The organism is Lysobacter sp. HA35 (genome assembly GCF_054061195.1).
The window spans coordinates 2,198,136-2,225,000 of the sequence record NZ_JBSSDY010000001.1 but is presented as its reverse complement, the minus strand read 5'-3'; the positions used below and the strand labels follow the sequence as shown (position 1 = coordinate 2,225,000).

At 66.5% G+C, this 26,865-nt stretch carries 22 protein-coding genes; 14 read left to right on the top strand and 8 right to left on the bottom strand.

Features of this window, described 5'->3' with window-relative positions; all coding sequences use genetic code 11:
- The first annotated feature begins 345 nt into the window (after positions 1-345).
- Both ACVWZN_RS11005 and ubiE read left to right on the top strand, forming a co-directional pair.
- Complete coding sequence (locus tag ACVWZN_RS11005; protein ID WP_456953845.1) at positions 346-780, top strand: type II 3-dehydroquinate dehydratase; 435 nt, start codon at positions 346-348, stop codon at positions 778-780.
- Between the two features lie 30 nt (positions 781-810).
- Positions 811-1,569 carry a bifunctional demethylmenaquinone methyltransferase/2-methoxy-6-polyprenyl-1,4-benzoquinol methylase UbiE gene (ubiE, locus tag ACVWZN_RS11000; protein WP_027081739.1) on the top strand — a complete coding sequence of 253 codons (759 nt, stop codon included), beginning with the start codon at positions 811-813 and terminating at the stop codon, positions 1,567-1,569.
- 104 nt (positions 1,570-1,673) lie between these two features.
- Here ubiE and ACVWZN_RS10995 read toward each other — a convergent pair whose 3' ends face one another.
- Positions 1,674-3,863 carry a DUF5916 domain-containing protein gene (locus tag ACVWZN_RS10995; RefSeq protein WP_456953844.1) on the bottom strand — a complete coding sequence of 730 codons (2,190 nt, stop codon included), beginning with the start codon at positions 3,861-3,863 and terminating at the stop codon, positions 1,674-1,676.
- A 217-nt stretch (positions 3,864-4,080) separates the two neighbouring features.
- Between ACVWZN_RS10995 and ACVWZN_RS10990 the strand changes: the two genes are divergently transcribed.
- The 5 genes from ACVWZN_RS10990 (at position 4,081) to ACVWZN_RS10970 (ending at position 8,209) form a co-directional block, all read left to right on the top strand.
- Positions 4,081-6,039, top strand: a complete 1,959-nt coding sequence (locus tag ACVWZN_RS10990; protein WP_456953843.1) for a M1 family metallopeptidase — start codon at positions 4,081-4,083, stop codon at positions 6,037-6,039.
- A gap of 117 nt (positions 6,040-6,156) precedes the next feature.
- Complete coding sequence (locus tag ACVWZN_RS10985; protein WP_456953842.1) at positions 6,157-6,519, top strand: DUF5329 domain-containing protein; 363 nt, start codon at positions 6,157-6,159, stop codon at positions 6,517-6,519.
- A 56-nt stretch (positions 6,520-6,575) separates the two neighbouring features.
- Positions 6,576-7,286 (top strand): hypothetical protein, encoded by a 711-nt coding sequence (locus ACVWZN_RS10980; RefSeq protein WP_456953841.1) that lies wholly within the window; start codon positions 6,576-6,578, stop codon positions 7,284-7,286.
- A 171-nt stretch (positions 7,287-7,457) separates the two neighbouring features.
- Positions 7,458-8,045: a TlpA family protein disulfide reductase gene (locus tag ACVWZN_RS10975; RefSeq protein ID WP_456953840.1), complete on the top strand. Its 588-nt coding sequence runs from the start codon at positions 7,458-7,460 to the stop codon at positions 8,043-8,045.
- On the top strand, positions 8,042-8,209 hold the full coding sequence (locus ACVWZN_RS10970) for a hypothetical protein (RefSeq protein ID WP_155914082.1): 168 nt from the start codon (positions 8,042-8,044) through the stop codon (positions 8,207-8,209). The genes ACVWZN_RS10975 and ACVWZN_RS10970 overlap by 4 nt, the downstream gene beginning before the upstream one ends.
- A gap of 153 nt (positions 8,210-8,362) precedes the next feature.
- Here the strand turns inward: ACVWZN_RS10970 and ACVWZN_RS10965 are convergent, their stop codons facing one another.
- A complete protein-coding gene (locus tag ACVWZN_RS10965) occupies positions 8,363-8,716 on the bottom strand; it encodes a hypothetical protein (RefSeq protein WP_027081745.1) in 354 nt (117 codons plus the stop codon).
- Positions 8,717-8,730: 14 nt separating this feature from the next.
- Positions 8,731-9,663, bottom strand: coding sequence for a carbohydrate kinase family protein (locus tag ACVWZN_RS10960; RefSeq protein ID WP_027081746.1), 933 nt, complete (start codon positions 9,661-9,663; stop codon positions 8,731-8,733).
- A gap of 264 nt (positions 9,664-9,927) precedes the next feature.
- Between ACVWZN_RS10960 and ACVWZN_RS10955 the strand changes: the two genes are divergently transcribed.
- From ACVWZN_RS10955 to rodA, 5 genes are all read left to right on the top strand, one after another.
- Complete coding sequence (locus ACVWZN_RS10955; RefSeq protein WP_027081747.1) at positions 9,928-10,974, top strand: rod shape-determining protein; 1,047 nt, start codon at positions 9,928-9,930, stop codon at positions 10,972-10,974.
- A gap of 119 nt (positions 10,975-11,093) precedes the next feature.
- Positions 11,094-12,167, top strand: coding sequence for a rod shape-determining protein MreC (gene mreC / locus ACVWZN_RS10950; protein ID WP_456953839.1), 1,074 nt, complete (start codon positions 11,094-11,096; stop codon positions 12,165-12,167).
- On the top strand, positions 12,167-12,649 hold the full coding sequence (gene mreD, locus ACVWZN_RS10945; protein ID WP_456953838.1) for a rod shape-determining protein MreD: 483 nt from the start codon (positions 12,167-12,169) through the stop codon (positions 12,647-12,649). The genes mreC and mreD overlap by 1 nt, the downstream gene beginning before the upstream one ends.
- Before the next feature lie 17 nt (positions 12,650-12,666).
- A complete protein-coding gene (gene mrdA / locus ACVWZN_RS10940; RefSeq protein ID WP_456954754.1) occupies positions 12,667-14,784 on the top strand; it encodes a penicillin-binding protein 2 in 2,118 nt (705 codons plus the stop codon).
- The gene (gene rodA / locus ACVWZN_RS10935) at positions 14,781-15,890 is read left to right on the top strand and encodes a rod shape-determining protein RodA (RefSeq protein ID WP_036140977.1); all 1,110 of its coding nucleotides are present in this window, start codon (positions 14,781-14,783) and stop codon (positions 15,888-15,890) included. The genes mrdA and rodA overlap by 4 nt, the downstream gene beginning before the upstream one ends.
- Positions 15,891-15,896: 6 nt before the next feature.
- On the opposite strand, the gene ACVWZN_RS10930 is transcribed toward rodA, so the two are convergent.
- The 4 genes from ACVWZN_RS10930 to ACVWZN_RS10915 all read right to left on the bottom strand — a co-directional run bounded on the left by ACVWZN_RS10930 (position 15,897) and on the right by ACVWZN_RS10915 (position 22,049).
- The gene (locus ACVWZN_RS10930) at positions 15,897-18,212 is read right to left on the bottom strand and encodes a putative bifunctional diguanylate cyclase/phosphodiesterase (protein ID WP_456953837.1); all 2,316 of its coding nucleotides are present in this window, start codon (positions 18,210-18,212) and stop codon (positions 15,897-15,899) included.
- Between the two features lie 172 nt (positions 18,213-18,384).
- Positions 18,385-19,629 carry a multifunctional CCA addition/repair protein gene (locus tag ACVWZN_RS10925; protein ID WP_456953836.1) on the bottom strand — a complete coding sequence of 415 codons (1,245 nt, stop codon included), beginning with the start codon at positions 19,627-19,629 and terminating at the stop codon, positions 18,385-18,387.
- A gap of 2 nt (positions 19,630-19,631) precedes the next feature.
- Positions 19,632-20,006 (bottom strand): PH domain-containing protein, encoded by a 375-nt coding sequence (locus ACVWZN_RS10920; protein WP_027081751.1) that lies wholly within the window; start codon positions 20,004-20,006, stop codon positions 19,632-19,634.
- 36 nt (positions 20,007-20,042) lie between these two features.
- Positions 20,043-22,049 (bottom strand): transglycosylase SLT domain-containing protein, encoded by a 2,007-nt coding sequence (locus ACVWZN_RS10915; RefSeq protein ID WP_456954753.1) that lies wholly within the window; start codon positions 22,047-22,049, stop codon positions 20,043-20,045.
- A gap of 448 nt (positions 22,050-22,497) precedes the next feature.
- On the opposite strand from ACVWZN_RS10915, the gene ACVWZN_RS10910 reads away from it, so the two are divergent.
- Positions 22,498-25,425, top strand: coding sequence for a TonB-dependent receptor (locus tag ACVWZN_RS10910; protein ID WP_456953835.1), 2,928 nt, complete (start codon positions 22,498-22,500; stop codon positions 25,423-25,425).
- Positions 25,426-25,696: 271 nt separating this feature from the next.
- Complete coding sequence (locus ACVWZN_RS10905; protein ID WP_456953834.1) at positions 25,697-26,494, top strand: hypothetical protein; 798 nt, start codon at positions 25,697-25,699, stop codon at positions 26,492-26,494.
- Positions 26,495-26,501: 7 nt separating this feature from the next.
- Here the strand turns inward: ACVWZN_RS10905 and ACVWZN_RS10900 are convergent, their stop codons facing one another.
- A complete protein-coding gene (locus tag ACVWZN_RS10900) occupies positions 26,502-26,837 on the bottom strand; it encodes a zinc ribbon domain-containing protein YjdM (protein ID WP_456953833.1) in 336 nt (111 codons plus the stop codon).
- Positions 26,838-26,865: the final 28 nt, after the last annotated feature.

Here is a 26,865-nt window from a genome sequence, read left to right as displayed (position 1 = left end):
GTTACGCGTGATCCCGTGCGGTCTTGTGTCGTTTGCGGACGACGGGAATGGTCGAAGTCCTGCGACAACGACGACATCCGGCTGCGCGCTCACGCCATGACGCGTCGTCGGTTGCGTGATTCGCGCGCCGAAATAGGACATCAACGTCGACACACCGCTAACGAACGCGCATGTCAGGACTGAATCCTTCATGCCGTCGCTGTCGAAATCATGAATAACGCGCTGAATCACTGCGATTCCCGCGTCGCTTCGATGTCATGTGCACATCGCGATGCCTAGGGTCGGCCATGCAGGTGGTGCATTGACGCGACCGCGTGCCGACCCAGACAACGAGCGAGAGACAAGATGGCAATCGTGATGATCCAGGGGCCCGACAACGCGGAGGGCCGACTACCCATCGAGGCCGTGGAGGCTGGCCTCACCGAACGAGCGCAGTGCGCGGGGCAGGCGCTGCTGCAGTACCGCTGCGATACCGAAGAGCAGTTGGTCGAGCGCCTGTCGCGCATCGACCGCGGGCAGGCCGACATCATCCTGCTCGATCCCGGCCTCGCGGCCGCGAACGGCCCGCTGCATCGGACGCTGGGTCACCTCGACGTGCCGTACATCGAGGTCCACACGGACAGCTTCGACCGGCCCGAGCCGGTGATTCCCTCCGGCGCCGGGCCGCGCGTGGCGGTCGTGAACGGTTACGAGGCGCAGAGCTACACGCTGGCCATGTCGATCGCCCTGGAGACGCTGGGCTGCGCCGAATGCGAGAACGACTTCGCGGTCGGTACCTGAGGACGACGGCCGGGGTGCGATAATCGCGGCATGAGCGAAGACCCGCGCCCCGGCACCACCCATTTCGGCTACCGCGACGTTCCCGTCGGCGAGAAGCAGAAGCTCGTCGGCGAGGTGTTCTCGTCGGTCGCGTCGAAGTACGACGTGATGAACGACCTGATGTCGCTGGGCATCCATCGCCTGTGGAAGCGCTACTTCGTCGCGACCGCGCAGGCCAAGCGCGGCGATCGTGTGCTCGACCTGGCGGGCGGTACCGGCGACATCGCGGTGCTGCTGAAGGATCGCGTCGGCGAAACCGGCGAGGTGGTGGTCGGTGACATCAATGGCGACATGCTGCGCGTCGGCCGTGATCGGTTGACCGATCGCGGCCTCGTGCGCGGTCTCGACTGGGTGCAGTGCAATGCGCAGGCACTGCCGTTCCCGGACGGCAGCTTCGATCTGGTCACGATCGCGTTCGGCCTCCGCAACGTCACCGACAAGGAAGCCGGCCTGCGCGAGATGCATCGCGTGCTGCGTCCCGGTGGTCAGGCGCGTGTGCTGGAGTTCTCGCAGGTCACGGCCGAGTGGTTCCGCCCGATCTACGACTTCCACTCGTTCAACGTGCTGCCCAAGCTCGGCGCGATGATCGCCGGTGACGAAGGCAGCTATCGCTATCTCGCCGAAAGCATCCGCAAGCATCCGGCGCAGCGCGAGCTGCAGTCGATGATGGACGGCGCGGGTTTCGTGCGGACCAACTACCGCAACATGTCGGCCGGGATCGTCGCGATCCACACGGGCTACAAGGCCTGACCGTCGCTCGTAATCGCTGCGCGGACGCGTAGTCGAAACACCAACCTGTTAAACGAAAGAGCCGCCTCGATGGGCGGCTCTTTCGTCATGCGCATCGTTCGACGTTACGGCTGCCAGCCGTAACTCAGCTTGACGAACACGCCGCGCGTGCTCGCGAACATGTCGCGATTCTCGTCGTCCATGAATCCGCCGATGGTGCCGCCGCCGTAGATCGCCGTGCGCGGATTGACCTTGTACGAATAGATCAGCTGCGCGCCGACATCGCGCGAATGGCGCTCGACCGGATCAACGTACAGCGCCGGATCCTTGTCGACGTTGCTGCCCTGCACCGCAATGCGCAGGCGCTGACGCGGATCGAACTGCCAGCCGAAGCGCAGGTCGAATACTGTGGCTTCGAAGGCGGTGCCGCCGTCGCGACGCAGGCTCTGCTGGAAGACGTCGGTATTGATGCTGAGCCCGCGGCCGAACGCGAAGTTGCCGTAGACGTCGACATAGCGGCCCTGGCCGCGTCGCGATGCCGCGAGATCGAGCTGCGGGCCCTGGCGGAACGTCGCGCCGACCTGAAGGCCCGAGCGCGGCGTCATGCTCGCGAACAGGCGCACGTACGACTCGTCGAACATGTGGTCGTTCCAGAAGCGCGTACGCGTCAGGCCGTGGATGCCGAAATTGCTCTGCCACGGGCCGTTGACCGACAGCTGCGCCTCGAGTTCGCGCTCCAGCAGCTGGCCGTCGAAACGATGCGTGATGTCGAAGTCCGAATACAGCTGGACCTTGGTGATCTTCGCGTTGTCGAAGTGCCAGTTGTACGCGCCGCCCAGCAGCGACTTGTCGTAACCGACCTGCCCGATGAAGCCGAGGTCCGCGCGGAAGCCGGGGTCGACCTGCTCGTGCCAGGTATCGAGCGACCAGTTGCGGCTGTCGTACATGTACTCGGCGCGGAACGCGTTGCCCTTCGGCGTGGTGTCGTCGAAGCCCAGCGAGATGGGGTAGTCCGACGCACTACGCAGCAGCTGCGCGATCACCGTGTTCTTGCCCGACTGCCAGCGACCGTCGACGCCCATCACGTCGTTGCGGTAGTCATCGCCTTGTCGCGCGGTGGCGATCACGCCGAGGCTGGTGCTGGCGTTGAGGTCGTGACGATAACGACCGACGAATACGTTGGTGGGTTCGTCCAGCACTTCGAAGCTCGAGCCGAGCACGCCGGGCACGAGCAACTGCGTGATCGAATCGCGCGCGACGAAAGCACCGAACGCGCCGCTACCCGTGCGACCGGTGGTGCGCAGGCCGAAGTCGGGGTCGGCGATCTGTCGCGTGTAGAGCACCTGGAACGGCGTGTTGAAGTAGTCCGCGCCCTCCATGAAGAACGGGCGCTTTTCCGGCACGTAAAGCGCGAAGTTGCTGGTGAGGTCGAGCTGCGCCTGGTCGGACTCGACCTGCGAGAAGTCCGGATTGATCGTCGCGTTCAACGTGAGGTTGGGCGACGGCGCCCAGGACACGTCGACGCCCGGCTCGATCTGCACGCCGTCGCCATGCCACGGGCCGTCGCGACTGTCGCGCTGCTGCGAATCGGTAACGGTGAGCGTCGGCACGATCTCGAGGCTGCGGCCCTGTTGCGCGTCCTCCATGCCGACGAGCTTCGCGGTGTGGCAGAGCAGGCAGTTACCGCCGCGCGGCACGATCACGTTCGCGAGCTGGTGGCGGATGTTGCGCGGATAGTTGCGGAACGCGATCACGCCCCAGGTGCGCGGGCCCGGGTTGTCGCGGAAGCGCAGCGTCGAGAACGGAATGCGGATCTCGACGTCGTAACCGTCCGGCGTAATGCGCCCGGCGCTGGTCCACAGCCCGTCCCAGGAGTCGTCCTCGTTGCCCGTGGCTTCCTCGCGGATCAGATCCATCTGGATGCCGAGCGGGTTGACGAAGAACTCGTAGTTGCGACGGTGGTCGTCGAAAGTATCGAGCATCACGCCGACGAAGTCGTCGTTGAAGGCGCCGTCGCGATCGGTCAGGTGCGCGCGGATGTCCTTCGTGTTCGGCTCCAGCGCATGGAACGACAGGTACAGCGCGTCGCGCGTGGTCGCCATGCGCATCGTGGTCTTCACCGGCGCTGGCGTGTTGTCGGCGGGCGAGATCTCGTACGGCAGGTCGATCGGCACCGCCTGCGACCAGCCCGCGTCGTCGAGCACGCCGTCGATGACGATGCCGCCGTCGACATGCGGAACGCGCGTGGCGTCCTGGGCGAAGGCGGGCGCGGCGAGGAACAGCGCGGCGAAGGCGAGGGCGGTGCGAAGCGTCATCGGGGACTCGGGTTAGGCGTCATGCAGCAGATGCGGCGCGGTGCACCGGGGTTTAGCTCGCGTCGGCATGACCGATGGCAGGTGCATGCGCATCGGTCGGAGGGGAAAGCGGCGCGCGAGGATGCGTGAACGCGGTCGCGATCACCCGTGCCGGAAGTCGGGCATCCGGTGACACGACCCGCAGTACACTCGGCCGGTTCTCCGACGGGACCCCACGATGCGACCAATCCCCCTGCTTACTTTCACCGTGCTCGGCGTCGCGCTGACCGGTCTCCTGTTCGCCGCCGGCTGCCGCCGCGACAACGCGAACACCGCGTCCGCCAAGCCGGCGACCACCGCGCCGGCCGCGACCAACACCGAAGCCACGCGACCGGACGAGCATTCCTATGCCGAGCCGGACAAGGTCAAGACCAAGGACCTCGCGCTCGAGCTCAATGTCGACTTCGACAAGAAGGAACTGTCGGGCAGCGCGACCTACACGCTGGACTGGCTCGACCCGAAGTGGGGCAAGCTCGTTCTCGACACGCGCGACATCACGATCGAGAAGGTCGTGGGCGAACGCGCGGACGGCAACTGGCGCGACCTGACCTTCGTGCAGGCGCCGGCCGACAAGATCCTCGGCAGCGCGCTCACCATCGCCGCGCCGGAGCGCAACAAGCGCATCCGCATCACGTACCACACCTCACCGAACGCGTCGGGCCTGCAGTGGCTCACGCCGGAGATGACCGAGGGCAAGAAGCTGCCCTTCATGTTCAGCCAGTCGCAGCAGATCCACGCGCGTTCGTGGGTGCCGCTGCAGGACACGACGATGGTGCGCTTCACCTACACCGCGCACGTGACCTCGCCCAAGGACGTGATGGTGCTGATGAGCGCCAACAACGACCCGAAGGCCGTGCGCGACGGCGACTACTCGTTCGAGATGCCGCAGGCGATTCCGTCGTACCTGCTGGCGATCGCCGCGGGCGACCTCGTGTTCAAGCCGACCGGCCCGCGTTCGGGCGTGTGGGCCGAACCGACGATGGCGCCGAAGGCCGCCAACGAGTTCTCCGATACCGAGAAGATGATGGCGACGGCCGAGAAGCTGTACGGCCCGTACCGCTGGGGCCGTTACGACATTCTCGTGCTGCCGCCGTCGTTCCCGTACGGCGGCATGGAGAATCCGCGCCTGACGTTCGCCACGCCGACCGCGATCACCGGCGACAAGTCGCTGGTCTCGCTGATCGCGCACGAGCTGTCGCACAGCTGGTCGGGCAACCTCGTCACGTTCGCGCGTTCGCGCGATGCATGGCTCAACGAAGGTTTCACCACCTACGTCGAGATGCGCATCGTCGAACAGCTCTACGGCAAGGAACGCGCCGACATGGAGAAGATCGTCGCGCGCAACGAGCTGAAGGAAGAGTTCACCAACCAGAACCTCGACCTGCAGCCGCTCGCGGTGAAGGCCGGCGTGCTGAAGGATCCGGACGACAACCTCACCGGCACCGTCTACACCAAGGGCGCGTGGTTCGCCGAGTTCCTGGAAACGCGTTTCGGTCGACAGGACTTCGACGCGTTCCTGCGCGGCTACTTCGACCACTTCTCGTTCCAGTCGATCACCACGGAACAGTTCGCCGACTACGCGAAGGCCAACCTGCTCGACAAGTATCCGGGCAAGGTCACACAGGCCGAGTTCGACGCATGGCTGCACGAGCCCGGCATCCCGGCCACCGCGCCGCAGGTGACGAGCCCGCGCTTCGACGCGGTCGACGCGGTGCGCAAGGCCTACCTGGACGCGGGCACGCTGCCTGATGCGAAGGCGACGGCGAACTGGACGACGTTCGAGTACGTGCACTTCATCGAAGGCCTGCCGCCGGTAATGAAACCCGAGCAGCTCGCCGCACTCGACTCGGTATTCCATTTCACCGGCACGCCGAACGGCGAGATCGCGCAGCGCTGGTATCCGCTCGCGGTGCGCAGCGGTTACACGCAGGCCAATGATGCGATCGCCGAGTTCCTCGGTCGCGTTGGACGTCGCAAGCTGATCATGCCGACCTACGGCGAGCTGGTGAAAACGCCGCAGGGCCTGCAGCTGGCCGAGCAGATCTACGCGAAGGCGAAGGCCGGCTACCACCCGATCACCTCGGGCAGCGTCGAGCAGGTGATTGCGGACGCCAAGGGCGGCAAGACGTCGCAGTAAGCGTCGCTGCGTAAGCCACCGGAAGCCGTCGATCGCAAGGTCGACGGCTTTCGCGTATCCGGGGTTCAGCGACGCCCGCCTACAGTCGCGATGCCGGCGCTGCCGGGAGGAGACACCATGCGTCGCATCGCCCTGTCGGTCGTGTTGTCCGCCATCGCCTCCACCGCGTTCGCCGCGCCGCCACCGGCCGTGCAGCATGAGATCGCGCAGCTGTTCGACGCGCTCGATCATTCCGGGTGCCGCTTCAACCGCAACGGCAGCTGGTACGACGCGCACAAGGCGCGCGCGCATCTGCAGGACAAGTACGACTACCTCGTGCGTCGCGATGCGATCGCCAGCACCGAGGCGTTCATCGAGCTCGCCGCGTCGAAGAGTTCGATGACGGGCCGTCCCTATCTCGTGCAGTGTCCCGGTTCGGCTGAAGTGCAGAGCGGCACGTGGTTCCGTCGCCTGCTCACGGGCCTGCGCGCCAAGCACTGACGCTGCGTCCGCGCCCGGCTGGTATCGTCGACGCCCAACGTCGAGGAGACCGAACGATGCGTCGCATGCGCGCCCTTCCGTCCGTGCTGGTGCTGATGCTCGCCGCGTGCGGGCAGGCGCCCGATCCGAATGCTGCGGCCAACGCCAAGGCGCAGCAGGACGCTGCTGCAGCGGCCGACATGGCCAAGCAGCTCGAAGGCCAGATCGCCGCATCGAATTGGACGCTGGCGCACGCCACCTGCGACGTGCTCGAGTTTCGTTACCCGCAGAGCGACGTCGTCAAGAAGTTCGCAACGCAATGCGCGGATGCGAAATCGAAGGCGGACGAACAGAACGAATCGGCGCGGCTTGCTGGCCTGTGGTCGTACCAGACCTCGCCGGTCGGCAAGGGCAAGCAGCTCAACGCGTCGATCTATTCGAAGAACACGATCGACACCGGCGCCGGCAGCACGCACGTGCGTCTGATCTTCCGCGACCATCCGTCGTGGGGACGCAGCAGTTATCTCGTACTCGATAACGGCGACTTCAATTGCTATTCGGGTTGCGCGCTGAAGATGAAAGTCGACGGCGTCGCGAAGACGATGGCGGGCAGTCGTCCGAATACGAAGGAAGCGATCGCGATGTTCATCAAGGACCAGCGCGCGTTGTGGCGCACGGTCGGCAAGGCGAAGACGATCGAGATCACCGTGCCGCTGAAGGGTGCGCCCGCGCAGACGGCGGTGTTCGAAGTCGGCGGACTCGATACGTCGAAGATGCCGGGCTGGTGATGTCGATCTGGTGTGGCGTTGCACGCATTACGGTCGCTTCGAATTGCATGCGAGCAGTCGCGGTTGACGCGCCGTTCGTCGGCCGTGCACGCGATGCGTCAACCCGCGCGTAGTTGAGGCGTTGTTCTGGCAGGTCACTGCTCCGGGCAGTGACGTTCGCCAGGAAGCGACATGCGCAAGGACGCTCTTCTCACCGTGGTACTGCTGGTCGCTTGCGCGCTCGTCGCGACGCTCGCGGTGCAGAACCGCACGCTGCGATCGCAGTTCGTCGCGTTCATTGATGAATCCGCGCGGCCGAACGTCGGCGACTGGATGCCGAACCTCGCGGTGCATGACGCCGCCGGTGCTGGTCACACACTCGGCCAGCCGCGCGATGGCCTTCAGGTGCTGTATTTCTTCGAACCCTGGTGTCCGCACTGTCGCGCTACTGCACCGACGCTGCGACAACTCGACGCGATGCTGCAGCGCGAGCATCGCGCGGTCGAACTGATCGGCATCAGTCGTGCGCCCGCATCGGAACGCGCGGCTTACGTCGACGAACAACATTTCGATTTTCCGATCGTGCCATCCACGCCAAGGATCGGCTCGCTGTTCCGCGTGCACGTCATTCCGCTGCTGGTCGTCGTTGATCGCGACGGCCGTGTGGCGTACGCGCACGCGGGCGAACTCAACACCAGGGACGAGGTGGATCACCTCTTGACGGTCGTACGCCGCACGGACGCGCGCTATGCCGTCGCATCGATAAGGAACGAACGATGAAAGCGAAGATGAAGACCGCGATGGTGATGATGGTGGTGGCCGGTGCGCTGGTCGCGGGCTCAGTGCAGGCGCTGAGCTTCAGCAATCCGGCCAGCGGCTGCCGCGTGCACGCGCATTGCAGGTTCGGTGCGCTTCCGTCCGGCGCGTGCTGTTACGAGCCGTGATGTAAATCGCCGTGCCCGGATCGCTCCGGGCACGGCGTTTTGTTGGTGCCTGGATGGCGCCGCAGCGCTGTGCCGATTAACGAGCTCGGTGTTGCGTTGGCTGATCGGGATTCGGTCGACCCATCGCGCAACATCGCGATTCGAGCGCCGCGCTCAGCGTCCCTGCGGCACGTACCCGGTCTGCACCGTGCGCACCGTCGTGCCGTTGAAGGTGAAGCTGCTGCTTTCCTTGCGCTCGCCGTCGCTGGCCACGTGGCAGGTCACGGTTTCCTTGCCTGTCGCGCCATAGGTGCGGCGCAGATAGGCAGCGAAGTCGTTCTCCAGCGACGAGTCCGAGATGTCGCCGAACGTCGGATCTTCCTTGTCGCCCAGGTCGTACTGGAACAGGTCGGAGTAGTAGCCGACGCCGTTGACGCTGGCCATGCATTCGCCGGTGACTTCGCGTGCGCTCGCGCTCGAGCTGACGCCCACGAGTGCGATAGCGAAAAGTGCGATCGAACGCTTCATCGTCATAGCCCGGCTCACAGCGCGTACCCGAACTGGCCACGGAACTCGTCGGCGAATTCGTCGTAGGTGAAGTGCTGATTCTGCGTACCGGGATGGCCGACCTTCAGCGCGCCCATCAGCGAGCCCATCCGGCCGCAGGTGGGCAGGTCCATGCCGCGCATCAGGCCGAGGATGAGGCCGGCGCGGAACGCGTCGCCGCAGCCGGTCGGGTCGACCACCGCACGCTCGCGCGCTGGTGCGATCTCATGGCATTCGGTCTGCGTGTGGATCTGCGAGCCGCGCGGGCCGCGCGTGGTGATGTACGCGCGCACCTTGGACGCGATGGTCGCCTCGCTCCAGCCGGTACGTTCCTGCAGCAGGTTCGATTCGTAGTCGTTGACGACCACGTAATCCGCCAGCTCGATGAAGCGGCGGAACTCGTCGCCGTTGAACAGCGGCATCGCCTGGCCGGGATCGAAGATGAAGGGGATCCCGCAGTCGTGGAATTCCTGCGCGTTCTGCAGCATGCCCTCGTAGCCGTCCGGCGCCACGATGCCGAAGGTGACGCCTTCGACGTCGCGCACGTGGTTGTCGTGCGAGCGGCTCATCGCGCCCGGATGGAAGGCGGTGATCTGGTTGTTGTCGAGGTCGGTCGTGATGAACGCCTGCGGCGTGAACATGTCCTCGATCTCGCGGATCTGGTCGAGGCGGATGCCGCACTTCTGGAAATGCGCGCGATACGGCGCGAAGTCCTGGCCGACCGTCGCCATCGGGATCGGATCGCCCCCGATGAGCTTGAGGTTGTACGCGATGTTGCCGGCGCAGCCGCCGTACTCGCGGCGCATGCGCGGGACCAGGAACGACACATTCAGGATGTGCACCTTGTCCGGCAGGATGTGGTTCTTGAACTGGTCCGGAAACACCATGATGGTGTCGTAGGCCAGCGAGCCGCAGATCAAGGCTGACATCGAATACGTCCCCAGGAGAGTCACCGCGCCCAGCGCGGCGCGGCGCGTAGGGTAGCGGCTGCGGCACCGCGGCGGCCAGCCGTAGCGGCGCGTTCTGGCGACTGAATCGGGACCACCGCCGCTGTGTGACCCGGTGCGGCAGAAAACGCCGTGAAGAGCTGGTGATTCCTTGCCCCCGGGGGGTGGCGTTGCTAGGCTGGCGCACCTCTCGCGCCTGCACGGCGCAGCCCCCTCGCGTCACCCTATTTGCGGGCCATTCCCCCGATGTTGAAGAAGTTTCGCGGCATTTTCTCCAACGACCTGTCCATCGACCTGGGCACGGCCAATACCCTCATCTATGTGCGCGGCCAGGGCATCGTCCTGAACGAGCCGTCGGTCGTGGCCGTCCGCCAGGACCGCATGGTCGGCGGCAGCCGATCGGTCGCGGCCGTGGGCGCCGAGGCCAAGCAGATGCTCGGCCGCACGCCGGGCCACATCACCACCATCCGCCCGATGAAGGACGGCGTCATCGCCGATTTCACCTACACGGAAGAGATGCTCAAGTACTTCATCCGCAAGGTGCACAAGTCGCGCTTCCTGCGCCCGAGCCCGCGCGTGCTGGTTTGCGTGCCCGCAGGCAGCACCCAGGTCGAGCGCCGCGCGATCAAGGAGTCGGCCGAAGAGGCCGGCGCGCGCGACGTCTACCTGATCGAGGAACCGATGGCCGCGGCGATCGGCGCCGGCATGCCGGTGACCGAGGCGCGCGGCTCGATGGTGGTCGACATCGGCGGTGGCACCACGGAAGTCGCGGTCATCGCGCTCAATGGCGTGGTGTACGCGCAGTCGGTGCGCATCGGCGGCGACCGCTTCGACGAAGCGATCATCAACTACGTGCGGCGTCACTACGGCACGCTGATCGGTGAAGCCACGGCCGAGCGCATCAAGTTGACCATCGGCTGCGCGTACCCGCAGCAGGAAGCGCGCACGATGGAAGTCTCCGGCCGCAACCTCGCCGAGGGCGTGCCGAAGATGATCACCATCAGCAGCAACGAAGTGCTCGAAGCACTGCGCGAGCCGCTCGGTGGCATCGTCGCCGCGATCCGTCTTGCGCTCGAGCAGACCCCGCCCGAACTCTGCGCCGACGTCGCCGAGCGCGGCATCGTGCTTACCGGTGGTGGTGCGCTGCTGCGTGACGTCGACCGTCTGATCAGCGAGGAAACCGGCCTGCACGTGCAGGTGGCGGACGATCCGCTGACCTGCGTGGCGCGTGGCGGTGGCCGTGCGCTCGAACTGGTCGACATGCACGGCAACGAGTTCTTCGCGCCCGACTGACGTGGGCTCGAACGGGACGCGGCGATCGCGATCGATGCCGGCGTCCCGCAGCGCGGATGCGGCGTGTGCCGCGTCCGCTGGGATCGCGAACTCCACCTAACGATCCGGCCCCGCCGCACGTGCCCCCACCGTCCGCTCCCGCCCGACTCGGGGATGCCGCTGGAACGCTGCGCCTGCTCGCGTATCTCGCGGCCGGGCTCACACTGGCGGTGCTCGATCATCGCGGCGGCTGGATGCATCGCATGCGCGAGCAGGTCGGCGTCGTCGCCGAACCGGTGCGTGCAGTGGCGGGCCTTCCGGGTCGCGTCGCCGACAGCACGGTCGACAACGTCGCCACCGTCGCGCAACTCGCGCATCGCAACGACCAGCTCCGTCGCGAGCTGCTGATCTCGCAGGCCCGCGTCGCGCGCCTCAGCACCGTCATCGCCGACAACACGCGCCTGCGAGCATTGCTCGACGCCGCACAGCGTGGCGGACTGGACGTGCAGCTCGCGCCGATTCTCGACGTCGACCTCGATCCCACGCACCAGCGCGTCATCCTCGACGCGGGTTCGCGCGACGCCGTGCGCGAAGGCCAGAGCGTGATCGACGCGTACGGCCTGCTCGGGCAGGTCACGCATGTCGGTGCCATCCATTCCGACGTGCTGCTCATCACCGATCCCGACCATGCGGTGCCGGTCGCGGTCGCGCGCAACGGCGTGCGGCTGGTCGCGTACGGCACCGGTCGCAGCGATCTGTTGTCGCTCGCGAACATTCCGCTGTCGAGCGATATCAAGGTTGGCGACACCATCGTGACGTCGGGCCTCGGCGGACGCTTCCCGCCGGGTTTCCCGGTCGGCCGCATCACCGCGTTGCGTCCCGACGAAAGCCGCGCCTTCCTCGAAGGCGACGTGCGCCCGGCCGCGCAACTCGACCGCGGCCGCGAAGTGCTGCTGCTGCGTTCGAACACCGTCAGCCTGACCCCGCCTCCGATGCCGCCGCAGGCGACCACGGGCGAACCGGGCTCGACGGTCGGCATCTCCGGCGAGCCGGGCGTCACCGGCGCGGGTATTCCGACGCGGACGCCGGCAAAGCCGTCGACGACCGCAACACCCGCCACCGGCACGCAGCGCACGCCAGCGACGAACAACGCACCCGCATCGACGACCGCGCCGAACACGGCCGCACCCCCGCCCACGCCGGGGGCCCGCTGATGCGCGCGTATCCCCGCTGGATCCTCTACGTCAGCCTGATCGTCGCGCTGCTGCTCGGCCTGTTCCCGTTGCCGATCGACATCGCACCGCTGCGTCCGTTCTGGATCGCGCTCGTGCTGGCGTACTGGCTGATCGAAGACCCCGATCGCGTCGGGCTCGGCTTCGCCTTCATCGTCGGGCTCATCGCCGATGTCGTGTACGGCGGGCTGCTCGGCGAGCAGGCATTGCGACTGGTCATCCTCGCTTTTATCGTGCAGCGCTTCCGCGCGCGGCTGCGGTTCTTCCCGCTGTCGCAGCAGGCGCTCACGCTGGGCGCGTTGCTGCTCAACGACCGCATCGTCAGCGCTGGCCTGCACGCCGCACTCGGTGAGCCGGCACTGCCCAGCGCGTACTGGTTCGCGCCGGTCGTTTCCATGTTCCTGTGGCCGCCGGTGTTCCTGATACTCGATGCCGTGCGCCTGGGCGCCTGGCGACGTCGATGAAGAAAGCGCGCATCGCGATGGCGCAGCGGAACCGACGCCGCATGAAGAATGCGGGTGCGGAAGCTGCGCAGTTCCGCGGTCGCGCGTTTCTTGCGCTTGCCTGCATCCTGGTCGCGTTGCTCGGTCTTGGCGGTTGGTACTTCCGCTTGCAGGTGCTGCAGCACGACGACTTCGTCACCCGGTCTGAAGCCAACCGCATCAAGTTGCAGCCGGTCGTGCCGGGCCGCGGGCTGATCTACGACCGAAAGGGCCGCATCCTCGCCGACAACGTGCCCGCGTGGCGCCTGGACGTCACGCCGAGCGAAGCCGGTGACATGGCGAAGTGGCTGCCGGGCATCGCGAAGATCATCCAACTCGCGCCGGAAGACATCGAACGCTTCGACAACACGCGTCGCGGCTCGCGCGGGTTCAAGCCGATCACGCTGAAGATGCGTTTGAGCGATGAGGAAGCCGCGCGCTTCGCCGTCGATCGCTGGCGCTATCCGGGCGTCGAGCTCGTCTCGTATCTCAATCGTCGTTATCCGTACGGCGAACTCACCGCGCACGTGATCGGTTACGTCGGCCGCGTCGACGAAGCCGACGCGAAGAATCTCGGCCCGGGCTTCGATGCACTCACGCACATCGGCAAGACCGGCCTGGAGCGCGCGTACGAAGAACAGCTGCGCGGCAAGATCGGGTACGAGAAGGTCGAGACGAACGTCGAAGGCCGTCCGTTGCGCACCGTTGGACGCGTGCCGGCGCAACCGGGCACGGATCTTCGTCTTTCGATCGACATCGACCTGCAGCAGGCGATGGTCACCTCGTTCGGCGACATGGATGGCGCAGCGGTGGCGGTCGATCCGCAGACCGGCGACGTCCTCGCAATGGTGTCGCTGCCGTCGTACGACGCGAATCTTTTCGTCAACGGCATCACGCACAACAACTACAAGGCGCTGACGACGAATCCATCGCGCCCGTTGTTCAATCGACCGGTGCTCGGCGGCGGACCGCCGGGCTCCACCATCAAGCCCCTGTTCGGCCTTGCCGGCCTCGACAGCGGGCTGCGCACGCCGGAGACGGCGGTGTACTCGACCGGCGAGTTCCACATCCCCGGTCAGAGGCGTGGTTATCGCGACGCCGAGGGCGGTGCGGGCTGGACCGATCTTCGCAAGTCGATCGCACATTCGGTCAACTTCTACTACTACAAGCTCGCGTTCGACATGGGCATCCAGAAGTTCGATGCCTACATGCGCAGCTTCGGCTTCGGCCAGAAGAGCGGTATCGACCTGCTCGGCGAAAACGTCGGCATCGTTCCCTCACCGGAATGGAAGGCCAAGCGCAGCAAGGAGCCGTGGTACGCGGGCGAAACCGTGATCTCGGGCATCGGGCAGGGCTACTGGGTGGCGACGGTGCTGCAGCTCGCGCGCGGTGTTTCGGCGATCGCCAATGGCGGCGCGCTGCATCCGCTGCACCTGGTGATGGCCACGCGTGACCGCTACAACGGCCCGTGGACGCCGACGCCGCATCCGCCCGGCCCGCGCATCACGCAGAACGAAGCCCACCTGCGCGCGGTGCAGGAAGGCATGATCGCGACGGTGCATGGCGGCGGCACCGCGGCCGGAATCGCGCGCGGGCTTACGTACCAGATGGCGGGCAAGACGGGCACGGCGCAGAAGGTCGGTCGACAGGGCGGACGCAATGTCGACCCGCATGCGCTGCCGTTCAACCTGCGACACCAGGCCCTGTTCGTCGCCTATGCGCCCGCGGATAACCCGCGCATCGCGATCGCGGTGTCGGTGGAGCATGGCGGCTTCGGTGCGTCGTCGGCCGCGCCGATCGCGCGCAAGGTGTTCGACGCGTGGCTGACCGGCAAGATGCCGGAGCCGGCCGAAGGCGTGCAGCGGTCGCCGCAGGGTGGCGCGCCGCTCGACTACGTACCGCCGACGACCGTCCCGACGTCCGCGCCTCCGCCCAAGCCCGCGAGTAAGCCGGACGCGAAGCCGGAGTTGCCCACGGGCGAGCCGGAAGAGGAAGACGATGTCCCCACCTCGCCGCCGCCGGCGACCACCGCCCCGCCTGTCGCGAATGCACGCGGTGAAGCGGCGGCGCGGCGCGCGCTCGCGGTGCTGAAGACGCTGCAGGGTGGCGCGCGATGATCCTGCTGCGCTGGCTGTACGACATGGTGCAGCGCTTCACGCGCACGCTGGACCTGCCGCTGCTCGGCGCATTGCTCGCGCTCATGGTGATCGGCCTCGCGGTGATCTACAGCGCGGGCGATGGCTCGATGCGCATGGTGATGGCGCGCGGCGCGCATTACGGCCTCGGCCTCACCGCGATGTGGGCGATCTCGCGCATCCCGGTACACCAGCTGCGCAACTGGACGCCGTATCTCTACGGCGCTTCCATCGTGCCGCTGCTGATCGTGTTGATCATCGGCCGCGGCAAGCACGGCAACCTGTGGATCAACCTCGGCATCTTCTATTTCCAGCCGTCGGAAGTGCTCAAGCTGAGCCTGCCGATGATGGTCGCCTGGTATCTCAACCGTCGGCCGTTGCCGCCGAGTTTCAAGGTAACGATGGTCGCCGCGACGATCATTGCGGTGCCGACGCTGCTCATCCTCAAGCAGCCCGACTTCGGCACCGCGATGCTCGTCGCGCTGAGCGGTGCGTTCGTTCTGTATCTCGCGGGTCTGTCGTGGTGGTGGTTCGTCGCTGCGGGTGCGGGCGTCGCCAGCGCTGCGCCCGTGGCGTGGTTCTTCCTGCTGCGTCCGTACCAGAAGGACCGCATCCTCACCTTCCTCAATCCCGAATCCGATCCGCTCGGTTCCGGCTGGAACATCATCCAGTCGAAGATCGCGATCGGCGCCGGCGGTTTCACCGGCAAGGGCTGGATGCACGGCTCGCAGTCGCACCTCAACTACCTGCCCGAGCACACCACCGACTTCGTGTTCGCGGTGCTGAGCGAGGAGTTCGGTTGGGTTGGCGTCATCACCGTGATCGCGCTCTACATGTTCGTGATCGCGCGCTGCCTGTGGATCGCGGTCGAAGCACGCGACGGTTACTCGCGCCTGATCGCCGGCGCGCTCGCCATGGCGTTCTGCGTGTACGTGATCGTCAACGGCGGCATGATCGCCGGCCTGCTGCCCGTGGTCGGCGTGCCGATGCCGTTGCTGAGCTACGGCGGCACGTCCGCGGTGTCGTTGCTCGCCGGCCTCGGCGTGGTAATGGCGGTGAAGGCGCACCGACCGACGTACGGGCGCTAGCCGCGCTCAGTGCGTGTCGATGAGTTGCGCGCGATTGTGCGCGTCGTCGAACGTCGCCACGGGTGCCGGCCGACCGAACAGATAGCCCTGGCCGAACGTGCAGCCGATCGCTTCGAGCGCCTCGTGCTGCGCCGCGGTTTCGATGCCTTCCGCGACGACGTCGAGACCCAGCGCATGCGACAGGTCGATGACCGCACGTACCACGGCGGACGCGACCGACGGTTCGCCTGGCTGCAGCTCGGTGATGAACGAGCGGTCGAGCTTGATCGTGTGGAAGCGGAACCGGTGCAGGTAGCTCATCGACGAATAGCCGGTGCCGAAATCGTCGAGCGCGGTGTAGATGCCCGCCGCGCGCAGGCGGTCGAGGCAGGCGCCGACGCGATCGGGATTCGCGATCAGCGCGCCTTCGGTGATCTCGATGCGCAGCTGCGATGCGTGCACGCCATGCGCGTCCAGTAGCGCGAGCAGGCGCGTGTCGAGATCATCCGCAAGGAAATGTCGCGGCGAGACGTTGATGTTCACGTACTGCCCGGGCTGCAGCAGCGACGGTATCGCGCGGCACACCGTTTCATAGAGTTGCCAGTCCAGCGCTTCGAGCATGCCGCAGGCTTCCGCGACGCGCATGAACGCACCGGGCGCGAGAACGCCGCGCTGCGGGTGACGCCAGCGCATCAGCGCTTCGAAACCCATCACCGCACCGTCGGACAGGCGAACCACGGGCTGGAAATACGGCTCGCATTCGCGTCGGGCGATCGCCAGCCTCAGATCGCCTTCCAGCGCGAGCAGTTCGAGCGCTTCGTGATGCAACTGTTCGTCGAACAGCTCGAACCCGCCGCGCGCCTTTTCCTTGACGCGATACATCGCGATGTCGGCGTCGCGCAGCAGTTCTTCCGGTGATGTGTACGCGTCGCTGCTGACGGCAATGCCGACGCTCACGCCGCTGAAGAGCTCCTTGTCGGCGACCCGCACCGGCTCGCGCAGCGCCTCGATCAAACGTTGCGCGAGACGCACCGGTGCTTCGTTTCCATCGATGCCGTGCATGATCACGGCGAACTCGTCACCGCCCAGGCGAGCGACAACGTCGGGCGGGCGCAGGCAATCGGAGAACCGCTGCGCAACGATCTTCAGCAGCTCATCGCCCACCGAATGGCCGACGCTGTCGTTGATGATCTTGAAGCGGTCGAGATCGAGGAACAGCACCGCGAAGCGCTGCGATGGATCGCGAAGCTGTGTCGCCATCGCGCGGGCGAGGTGGTCACGCAGGTAGGCGCGATTCGGCAGCCCGGTCAGCGGGTCATGCAGCACTTCGTGCTGAAGGCGTTTTTCGATCGCCCGACGCACCGTGATCTGCTGCTCGAGCTCGGCGGTCTGGTGTTCCAGGCGCTCGAATGCGTGCTTGCGGTCGATCGCGGTCACGATGTGCGTGCCGACATACGCCAGCAGTTCGCGTTCCACCGCGGAATAAAGCCCGGAGGTTTCGTAGCTCTGCACCACCAGTGCGGCGCGCACCTGACCGCCACTGATGATCGGCACGCCGAGCCAGTCCTCCGCGCCCGGGCCGATTACCGCGAGCGGGCCGGACACGTCGCGATAGAGCTTCGACGTCGGGCCCATCAACGGCTGCGCACCGCGAATGACATGCCAGGTCAGGCTGCCTTCGACCTGCGACATCGGCTCGATCGCGTTCGGGTCCTGCCAGTCGTCATCGGCGACGTCCGCGAAATAGATGAAGCGGATGGTGTCGCTGTCGGCGTCGTACAGCGCGATGAAGAAATTCTCGGCGTACATCAGCCGGCCGACGATGCGATGCAGCCCGGCAAGCATCGTCGGCATGTCGAGGTCGGAACTCGCCATGTCGGTGATTTCGTACAACGCGCGCTGCAGGCGCTCGGCCTGTTCCAGCCGCGTCACGGAGGCCTGCAGGTGTGCTTTGTCGAGGATGTTGAGTATCAGAGGCTCGGCTGCAGTCGCCCATGGCATCAAGTCCGCGGACACGGTGGCGGCATCGACGATGAGCGCCGCCCAGGGCGCTGCGTCGCCGCCTGCCAGTTTCAGAACCGTGCCGCCCGATGAAAGGTTCGCGGTTTCCCCGGGCCGGATCGCTTCGATGGCCGTGACGTCGTGCGTCAGCGACGGACGCGGTGGAACGCTTTCGACGTCAGCGGACACATCCAGTCGCCATACGAGCGTCGCAGTTGCGCCGGCGCGCGCACGAACGATTTCCGCCACAGCCTGCATGTCCGCCGCACGCAGTAACGCCGGACCGTCTTGGCCCAGCGCCGGCAGGGACGCAGCTGATGCGCTGTCGATCGAAACCTTCATGGACCGCGTGGATGACGCCCCGAGAGGAAGACGGAATGCAGCCACGGGCCAGAGCCGGCGTGGATGGGCGTCCATTTCCCTGCATCAACCGTGCCGACGATAGGAGGCAGCCGGTCCGCTGTCCGTGACGCCGGCCTCCGTGCGCGCCGCGCCTGGGCCGCGCGCGGCTACTTCAGGGCTTCTTGCCGGTTGCCTGTGAGATCGCCCGGATGCGCTCGCGACGCAGCGCTTCGCCCAGCGCGGGACCTTCGAGCCCTTGCCCCGCAAGCGTGTCCGCGCGCACGGCGCGTGCCGCGTCGAGCGCATGCAGCAGCGCGGCACGCGGCGGGTAGGGTTCGTTCTCGAGCCCGAGCCGCCCGCGCTTGTCGGCTTCGCAGGCGATGCCGAGCTGTTCGATGCGCTGCGGGTTGCGGAAGCCGTCGCAGCGTTGCAGCAGGTCGTGCACGGTGCTCGCGCGCAGATCGTCGAAGCGGTGCACGTTGAGATGTTCGCGACAGACGAGTGTTGCGAGTTGGCGGTGCGCGGTCGGCACTTTCAGGCGATCGCACAGTGCGCGCAGTGGTGCGACGCCGGCCTGTTCGTGGCCGATGTGTTTGGGCAGCACATCGTCGGGCGTCAGTGCCTTGCCAAGGTCGTGCGTCAATGCGGCGAAACCGATGACGTCGTCGCTGGGCGCGAGCGTCGCGGCCATGTCGCAGACCATTTCGACGTGCACGCCGGTGTCGACTTCCGGGTGGTATTCGGCGCGTTGCGGCACGCCGTAGAGCGCTTCGACTTCGGGGAGGATCACGGCGAGCGCGCCAGCATCGTGCAGTGTGCGCAGGAACGCCGACGGCTTCGCGCTCGCCACCGAGCGCCGCAACTCCTGCCAGACACGCTCGGGCGTGAGGTCGGCAAGCTCGCCGGATGCCGCCATCTCGCGCATCAGCGCCATGGTTTCCGGCGCGACGGTAAAGCGGAGTGGCGCAAGCCGCGCCATGAAGCGCGCTGCACGCAATACGCGCAATGGATCCTCGACGAACGCCTCGCCGACATGACGCAACATGCGTCGTTCGAGATCGGCGACGCCACCGATCGGATCGACGATGTCACCCTCGCTGCCGTCGTCGCGAATCTCACGCGCGATCGCATTGATGGTGAAGTCGCGACGCTGCAGGTCTTCTTCCAGCGTCACCGAAGGATCGGCATCGACGACGAAGCCGCGATAGCCGCGTCCCGATTTGCGTTCGGTGCGCGCGAGTGCGTACTCCTCGCCGGTCTGCGGATGCAGGAACACCGGGAAGTCGCGGCCGACCGGCTTGTAGCCGGCGTCCAGCATCTGTTGCGGCGTGGCGCCGACGACGACGAAGTCGCGATCACCGGGCGTCGCGCCCAGCAACGGATCGCGCACGGCGCCGCCGACGAGGTAGACCTTCATGCTCAGCGCGTGGCCTGCGCGAGGATGGCGACGATGTCGCGCGCGCCGGTGCCGCGATCGAGTGCGCGCTTGATCGGTTCGGCTTGCCCCGACACCCAGATCGACAGGTCGCTCTCGAGGTCGAAGTGCCCGGCGGTCTCGACCGAATACATGACGATCGCGCGATACGGAATGCTGAGGTAGCGCGTCTTCTTGCCGGTCACGCCTTCCTTGTCGACGATGATCATGCGTCGATCGGTGAACACGATCAGGTCGCGGACGAAGGCGAAAGCGCGCTGCAGCACTTCACCGCTGGCGAGCAGCGGACCGAATTCTTCCTGCAGATCCGCGACGTCCTTTTCGCCGGCGCGGCCCAGCAATGTGTCCAGCAGTCCCATGGCGGTCTCCGTGCGTGGGGAACGCCTAAGGATGCCTCAGCCGCGACGCGATTTCGGCGGCAATGCCTGCGGCGCGGCCGGCGTGGTCGCCAGCGGGCAAGAGAACGACGTGCGCTGGCCACCGAAATTGCCCCGCATGCGGTCGCTGACGCGCAGCGCGTCGCCGGTCATGCGCCAGTCGTAGAGCACGCTGAAGGCGAGCACGCGCGCGACGTAATCACGCGTTTCCTTGTAGGTAATCGTCTCGATCCAGAAGTCCGGATCCATGCCCGGGTGCTGCGACTTCCAGCGCGCCAGCGGCGCGGGCCCAGCGTTGTAGCCGGCGAGCGTGTAGTACGGCTTGCCTTCGCCGTAGCCGTCGAGCAACTGGCGCAGGTAGGCGCTGCCGAGAATGATCGAGGTATCCGGGTCGTACAGGCTCGATTCGCCGGACCACGGCATGCCGACGCGCGATGCGGTGGCCGCGCCCGTCGACGGAATCAGCTGCATCAGGCCAATCGCGTTCGCGCCCGATCGCGCCTTCGGATTGAACACGCTCTCGGCGCGGATCTCGGCGGCGACCCACGCCGGATCCAGGCCGTTCTTCTGCGCCTCGCGACGGATCGTTGCCTCGTGGTGGATCGGGAAGCGCAGCGTGTACAGGCGCAGCTCTTCCGCGTCCGGCTTGCCGAGCGAGAACACCGCGCGGTCATACCAGCCATGCTGCTGCGCGAGCTCGACCGCGGTGATACGACGCGACGCATCGAAGCGCGTCAGCGCGTCATTCCATTCGGCGGTCGCCCAGCCGGGGCGATCGATGTCCCACAAGTCCAGCGCGCGTTGCAGCGCCGGATCGGCACCGACCGCTGCACGGACCGACGGCGAATCGCCCGGAATCCACGGGCACAGCGTGTACGACTGGCCGAGTCGATCGGCGGCGAGGAAGCCGTGGAATTCGGGCTTCGACGCGGCTGCGCGATACAGGCGCTGCGCGTTCGCACGATCGCCCTGCATCTCCGACAGCCGCGCCTCGAAGTACTGCCAACGCGAATCGTCGCGCTGCGGCGACGGCATCGAACGGATCGCCGCGAGCGCGGCCGGCCAATCCGAACGCGACATCGCTTCACGCGCGCGCCATTCGCGCAGGCGGTCGTCATATGCGGACGCCGGTACCGCGGCGAGCTTCTGCGCGGCGCCGGGCTCGAACGACGACGCGGTCCACAGCGCGGCCTGGTACAGCACGCGGCCGCGCTCGACGTCGGTGAAGCCCAGCGTCGGGCCGAACTTGTCGAGCTGCGCCTGCGCATCCTGCGGCACCGACTTGGCGTAACGCGCAAGCCCGTACGACGCGATGCGACGGCTGCGATCGGTCTTCGGCCATTGCAACGCGCGATTGTTGAGCGCTTCGACGAAGGACGCGTAGTCGTTGCCGAGTGCGGCTTCGTCCGCGGGCAAGCCACGCGCCGCGGTGCGCATGACCGCGGGCTGCCATGCTTCCGCGGCCTTTTCGAGACGTTCCCAACGCAGTGCGGGCGTCAGGCCGCCACGCGCATCGAGCGCGGTGAACACCGGATCGCATTGCGACGGCAGCGACTCGGCGGCTTCGCGCCAGATCGTCTGCGCCTGCTGTGTCCATTCCGGCGTGGTGCGACCGAGCGCGGCCTGCGCCTGCAATCCGCTGCAGCGCAGGCCGACATCCTTGATCGTCGGTTTCCACGCGGCATCAACGGCCGCCCAGTCCTGACGACGCGTCGCCTCGGCGAGCCAAACGGAACGAAAGGTTTCGCCGACCGCCTGGCCGCCGTAGCGGCTGAGGAAACTGTCGGCGCGCGCGCGGTCGAGAGAGCTCAGGTCGCGTCGCAGCGTCGCGTATTCGATCCATCCGTACAGCGGATGACGCACGAGATCCGCATACGCAGCGGCGTCGAACGTGCCGGCTTCCGCGGCGGCAAGCGCTTCGCGAACGCGACCGAGCTGCGGGTCGATTCGTGGCGCGGGCAGTAAAGGCGAAACGGGCGCGATCGGCGTCGCTGCGCCCGCGGCTTTCGCGTCAGGCGGCGGCATTTGCGCGCAGGCCGGCATGGTCGTGGCGAGCACGCAGGCGAGGATCGATGACGTCGGCAGCAGGCGGAAATATCGCATCGCCCGACTATAGCGATGCATTCTGAATCGGCCGTGCGCATCGGCTTCACGTCGCGCGGATCGATGAGCGAGGTCGCGGATGGCCGGTCCGCGAAGCGCATGCGTCGAGCCCGGCATCCCCAAGCTTTCTGGCCGCATAGACGCACCAATAGACACGAACCGAACTCCGTAAACGCGTATCGCCAGTCGCTACGGCCACAGCCGGCGCCGGTCTGCACGGCCGCTCGCGAAACGCGCCGCTTATCGGCCGAACAGGGCAATGCTGAAGTTTGGCGCTTGTCGCAGGTTCACGAAACCTTTACAAGCACGTGACGTCGCAGGAACGAAGCGACGTAGCCCTGCTTGGCATTTCTTACGGAGAGAGAGATCGATGAAAGCGTTGCGGCGTACTTCCCTGGCGAAAGCCATCCAGCTGTCCATCCTCGTCGCGCTGCCCGGCTTCGCTGCCGCCCAGACCGCGGCGCCCCCGGCGACGTCCCAGTCGCCCCAGCAGCTCGATACGGTAACGATCACCGGTTCGCGCATCCGCCAGACGGAAAAGGTCACCAGCCAGCCGGTCGCGGTGATTACCCGCCAGCAGATCGACCAGAGCGGCGCGACCTCGATCGGTGACTTCCTGCAGACGCTCACCGCCAGCGGCAAGGCGCTGAACGCCAAGTTCAATTCCTCGGGCAACTTCGGTTACCCGGCCAGCGGTGGCGGCATCGGCGCCGGTTCGGCGCAGGTCGACCTTCGCAACCTCGGCAGCCAGCGCGTGCTGGTGCTGGTCGACGGCATCCGCTGGGTCAACGAGTCCTCCGCCTCCGGCGTCAGCGGCTCGGCCGACCTCAACACCATCCCGCTCGCCATCGTCGAGCGCATCGAAGTGCTGGAAGACGGGGCGTCGGCGATCTACGGCTCGGATGCGATCGCGGGCGTGGTCAACATCATCACCCGCAAGAAGTTCGACGGCGTGCAGCTGCACGTCAAGCAGGGCAGCTACGGCCACGGCGGCGACGACACCGAAGCCGACATCACCGTCGGCGGCAGCAGCGACAACTTCAGCGGCGTGCTGAGTGCGGCGTTCGTCGAACAGAAGGGCATCAGTTCGAGCGCGTGGGACCAGTCGTCCATGCCGGTACCCGGTGCAGGCCTTGGTGCCGGCAGCTCGGCCGTACCGCAGGGGCGCTACACGTTCTGCGATCCTCGCATTGCGGCAACGGGCGTTGACGCCGACGGCAATCCCACCGGGCCGTACGGCTTCTGCGACGTGCACGGCAACGACTGGTTTGACGTGACGCTCAACAACGGCGCGCTGCCCAACTACAACGGCGGCAACCCGACGACCGCCCCGGGCACGTATCACGACTTCAGCAGCGCCGATCGCTTCAACTTCGCGCCGTACAACCTGTTGCTGACGCCGTCCAAGCGCAAGTCGCTGTTCGGCAGCGCGCGTTATGACATCAACGATTCGCTGTCGTTCCACGCCAAGGCGCTCTACAACAATCGCGTATCGACCAACCAGGCCGCACCGGAGCCGATCTTCGTCGGTCCGTTCGCCGGCACCGGCGGCATCGCGGATGGCATTTCGATCGCCGCGAACAATCCGTACAACCCGACGGGCATTACGCTCGATTCGGCGACGAACTTCGGCTGGGTGACCAAGCGTCCGCTGGAACTCGGGCCGCGCATCTTCCGTCAGGACGTCGACACCTGGTATGTGGGTCTCGGCTTCGACGGTGCGTTCCAGGCCGGTGAGCACAACTTCAACTGGAACTTCGACTACGCGCACTCGGAGAACAAGGCCGAGCAGCAGTTCCTCAACGGCTTCAACGTCGCCAAGCTCAAGCTCGCGCTCGGCGACGTGAACGTCTGTGCGGCCGTGCCGGGCTGCGTGCCGCTCGACCTGTTCGGTGGCCAGACGCGTCCGATGACGCAGGCGATGCTCAACTACATCACCACCGACCAGCGCGACTCGTCCAAGCAGGTGCTCGACCTGTTCACGGCGAACATCACCGGTGACCTGTGGCAGATGGGCGAGCGCCACGCGGGCTTCGCGGTTGGCGCCGAGCACCGCAAGTACGACGGCGAGTTCAACCCCGATCCGCTGCGCCAGAGCGGCGAGTCGCAGGACTCGTTCGCGGCACCGGTGTCGGCGTCGTACACCGTCAACGAGATCTACGGCGAGTTGCAGGTGCCGTGGGCGGACGTGTTCAGCACCGACTTCGCACTGCGCTATTCCGACTACTCGACCTTCGGCGGCGCGACCACCGGCAAGGTCGGCTTCAAGTGGCAGCCGATCCAGGACCTCGTCGTGCGTGGCACGTACTCGACCGGCTTCCGCGCACCGAACCTGGGTGAGCTCTACGGCCTGACGCAGTTCGGCGCGACGCTGGTCGACCCCTGCGGCCCGACCGGCAACCCGGGCGGCGAAGCGCAGTACCGCGCCGCGTGTGCGGCGGCCGGCGTCTCGCCGACCTTCGAGCAGGCGAACACGCAGATCACCACCTTCACCGGCGGTAATCCGGACCTGCAGCCTGAGAAGTCGAAGAACTACAACGTCGGCTTCGTGTGGTCGCCGGCGTTCGCGAGCTCGTGGTCGTCGCGCTTCGACCTCGAGTCGAGCTACTTCCACTACAAGGTCACCGACGCGATCCAGGCGCCGGACATCCAGGCCCTGCTCAACGGCTGCTACAACGGCTCGATCAGCGGCACGCCGTGCTCCGGCTTCACCCGCGGCGCGGGCGGCAACCTCAACCCGCCGACCGACTTCCTCGACAACCTCGGCACCATCACCACCAGCGGCATCGACCTGAAGGCCAACTGGGTCGGCCACGAGATGAGCTGGGGCCAGCCGAGCGTCTCGCTGCAGGCCACTCACACGATCGGCTTCAGCGCGGTCGACAAGGACGGCAACAAGACGCAGCAGGAAGTGGGCATCGAGGTCAGCGACAGCGCGATTCCGTCGTGGCAGGCCAATACCCAGTTCGGCTGGAAGATGGGCGACTGGGACGTCAACTGGGCGGTGCGCTACATCAGTGACGTCGAGGAAGCTTGCGCCAATGCGGCGAAGACGCCGGCATCGGGTTGTCCCAGCGCGGCGGGCTTCAACCACCTCGGCGCGACGACGTACCACGACGTGCAGGCCGCGTGGAATCACGCGTTCGGTGCGGACGGCCTGAAGCTGACGTTCGGCATCAACAACCTGTTCAACAAGAGCGCGCCGATCTGCGTGACGTGCTCGCTGAACGGCTACGACGCCGGTACGTACGACCTGCCGTGGCGCTTCTGGTACCTCGACCTGGTCTACAAGTTCTGATCGAACGGGACCGTTTTCCCGCGGGATCGACGGCCGGTGGCTCGCCCACCGGCCGTTTTTTTTCGCGTGATACGCACGGCGGTCGTGCCGGCCGACGACATTGCTGCCTTGGGAAAACAGTGCGCGACGCTGGCGTCGCACGCCACGCGCTTCCTGCTGCCGCTCGCACCCGCCGACGCACCGGTGGCGACGATCGCCTGATCGTTACCGTCGCGCGGGTTGAGACGCGCGACGACGACACTGGCTCGACACTCCGAAGGTCGAGATACGCGTGTCCGCCGCTCCCGCCGAAGCCTCGCCGATGAGCGACGCGAAGATCACCGCCCACGACCTCTGCGTCGCCCTCAAGCTCGCGCATCCGGCGGACGAGTTCGTCACTGTGTTTGAAGTTCGCGAGGCGACCGGCACCGTGCACGGTTCGCGCGCCGATGCGGTGGTGATGTCGCTGCATGCGTCGCGTGGGTTCGAACTCACCGGCTTCGAATTCAAGTGCGCACGCGGCGACTGGCTCGCCGAACTGAAGAACCCGACCAAGGCCGACCGCATCGCGCGCTACTGCGATCGCTGGTGCGTGTTCGCGGCGCCGGGCGTCGTGAAGGAAGGCGAGTTGCCGGTTGGCTGGGGGTTGTGGGAACTGCGCGCGGGTGGCGTCATCCATCGCCGCGTGGTGCCGGCCACGCGCGAACCCGAACCGATGCCGCGTCCGTTCCTCGCCTCGTTCATGCGCGCACGCGCGAAGTTCGATGCCGACGAACTCGCCGCACTCGCGTCGCATCACCGGCGCGAGTTCGAACGTCAACAGCGTGTGCGCGAAGAAGCCGCGGACGGCGATCCGGTGCTGCGTCGCGAGCGTGAGCGCCTGAGCGAAGGGCTGCGCAAGCTGGAAGAGATTCACGTCGCCACCGGCATCGACCTCGGCGACTACACGCCATCGCGGCGCTGGATCGAACGCATGCGCCTGGCCGACAGCCCGCGGCTGGAGCATGCGTTGAAGCTGTTGCGCGACGTGTTCGCCGACGACGAATTGCGCAAGCGTGTCGATATCGCGATGCGTCGCGACGACGACTGACGTCGCGTTACGCCTTTCGGACGAACTCCGACTTCAGCTTCATCGGGCCGAAGCCGTCGATCTTGCAATCGATGTCGTGGTCTTCGTCGACCAGACGGATGTTGCGCACCTTGGTGCCGGCCTTCAGCGCGCTGCTCGCGCCTTTGACCTTCAGGTCCTTGATCACCGTGACCGAGTCGCCGTCGGCGAGCACGTTGCCGACCGCGTCGCGGTGCACGCGCGCTTCGTCCGATGCCTCCGCAGACAGCGTCCACTCGTGCCCGCATTCGGGACAGATGTGCATCGCGCCGTCGACGTAGGTCAGCGCGGAGCCGCAGGCGGGGCAGTTCGGAAGGTCGGTCATCAGCGGCTCGTGTTGCGACATCACGATG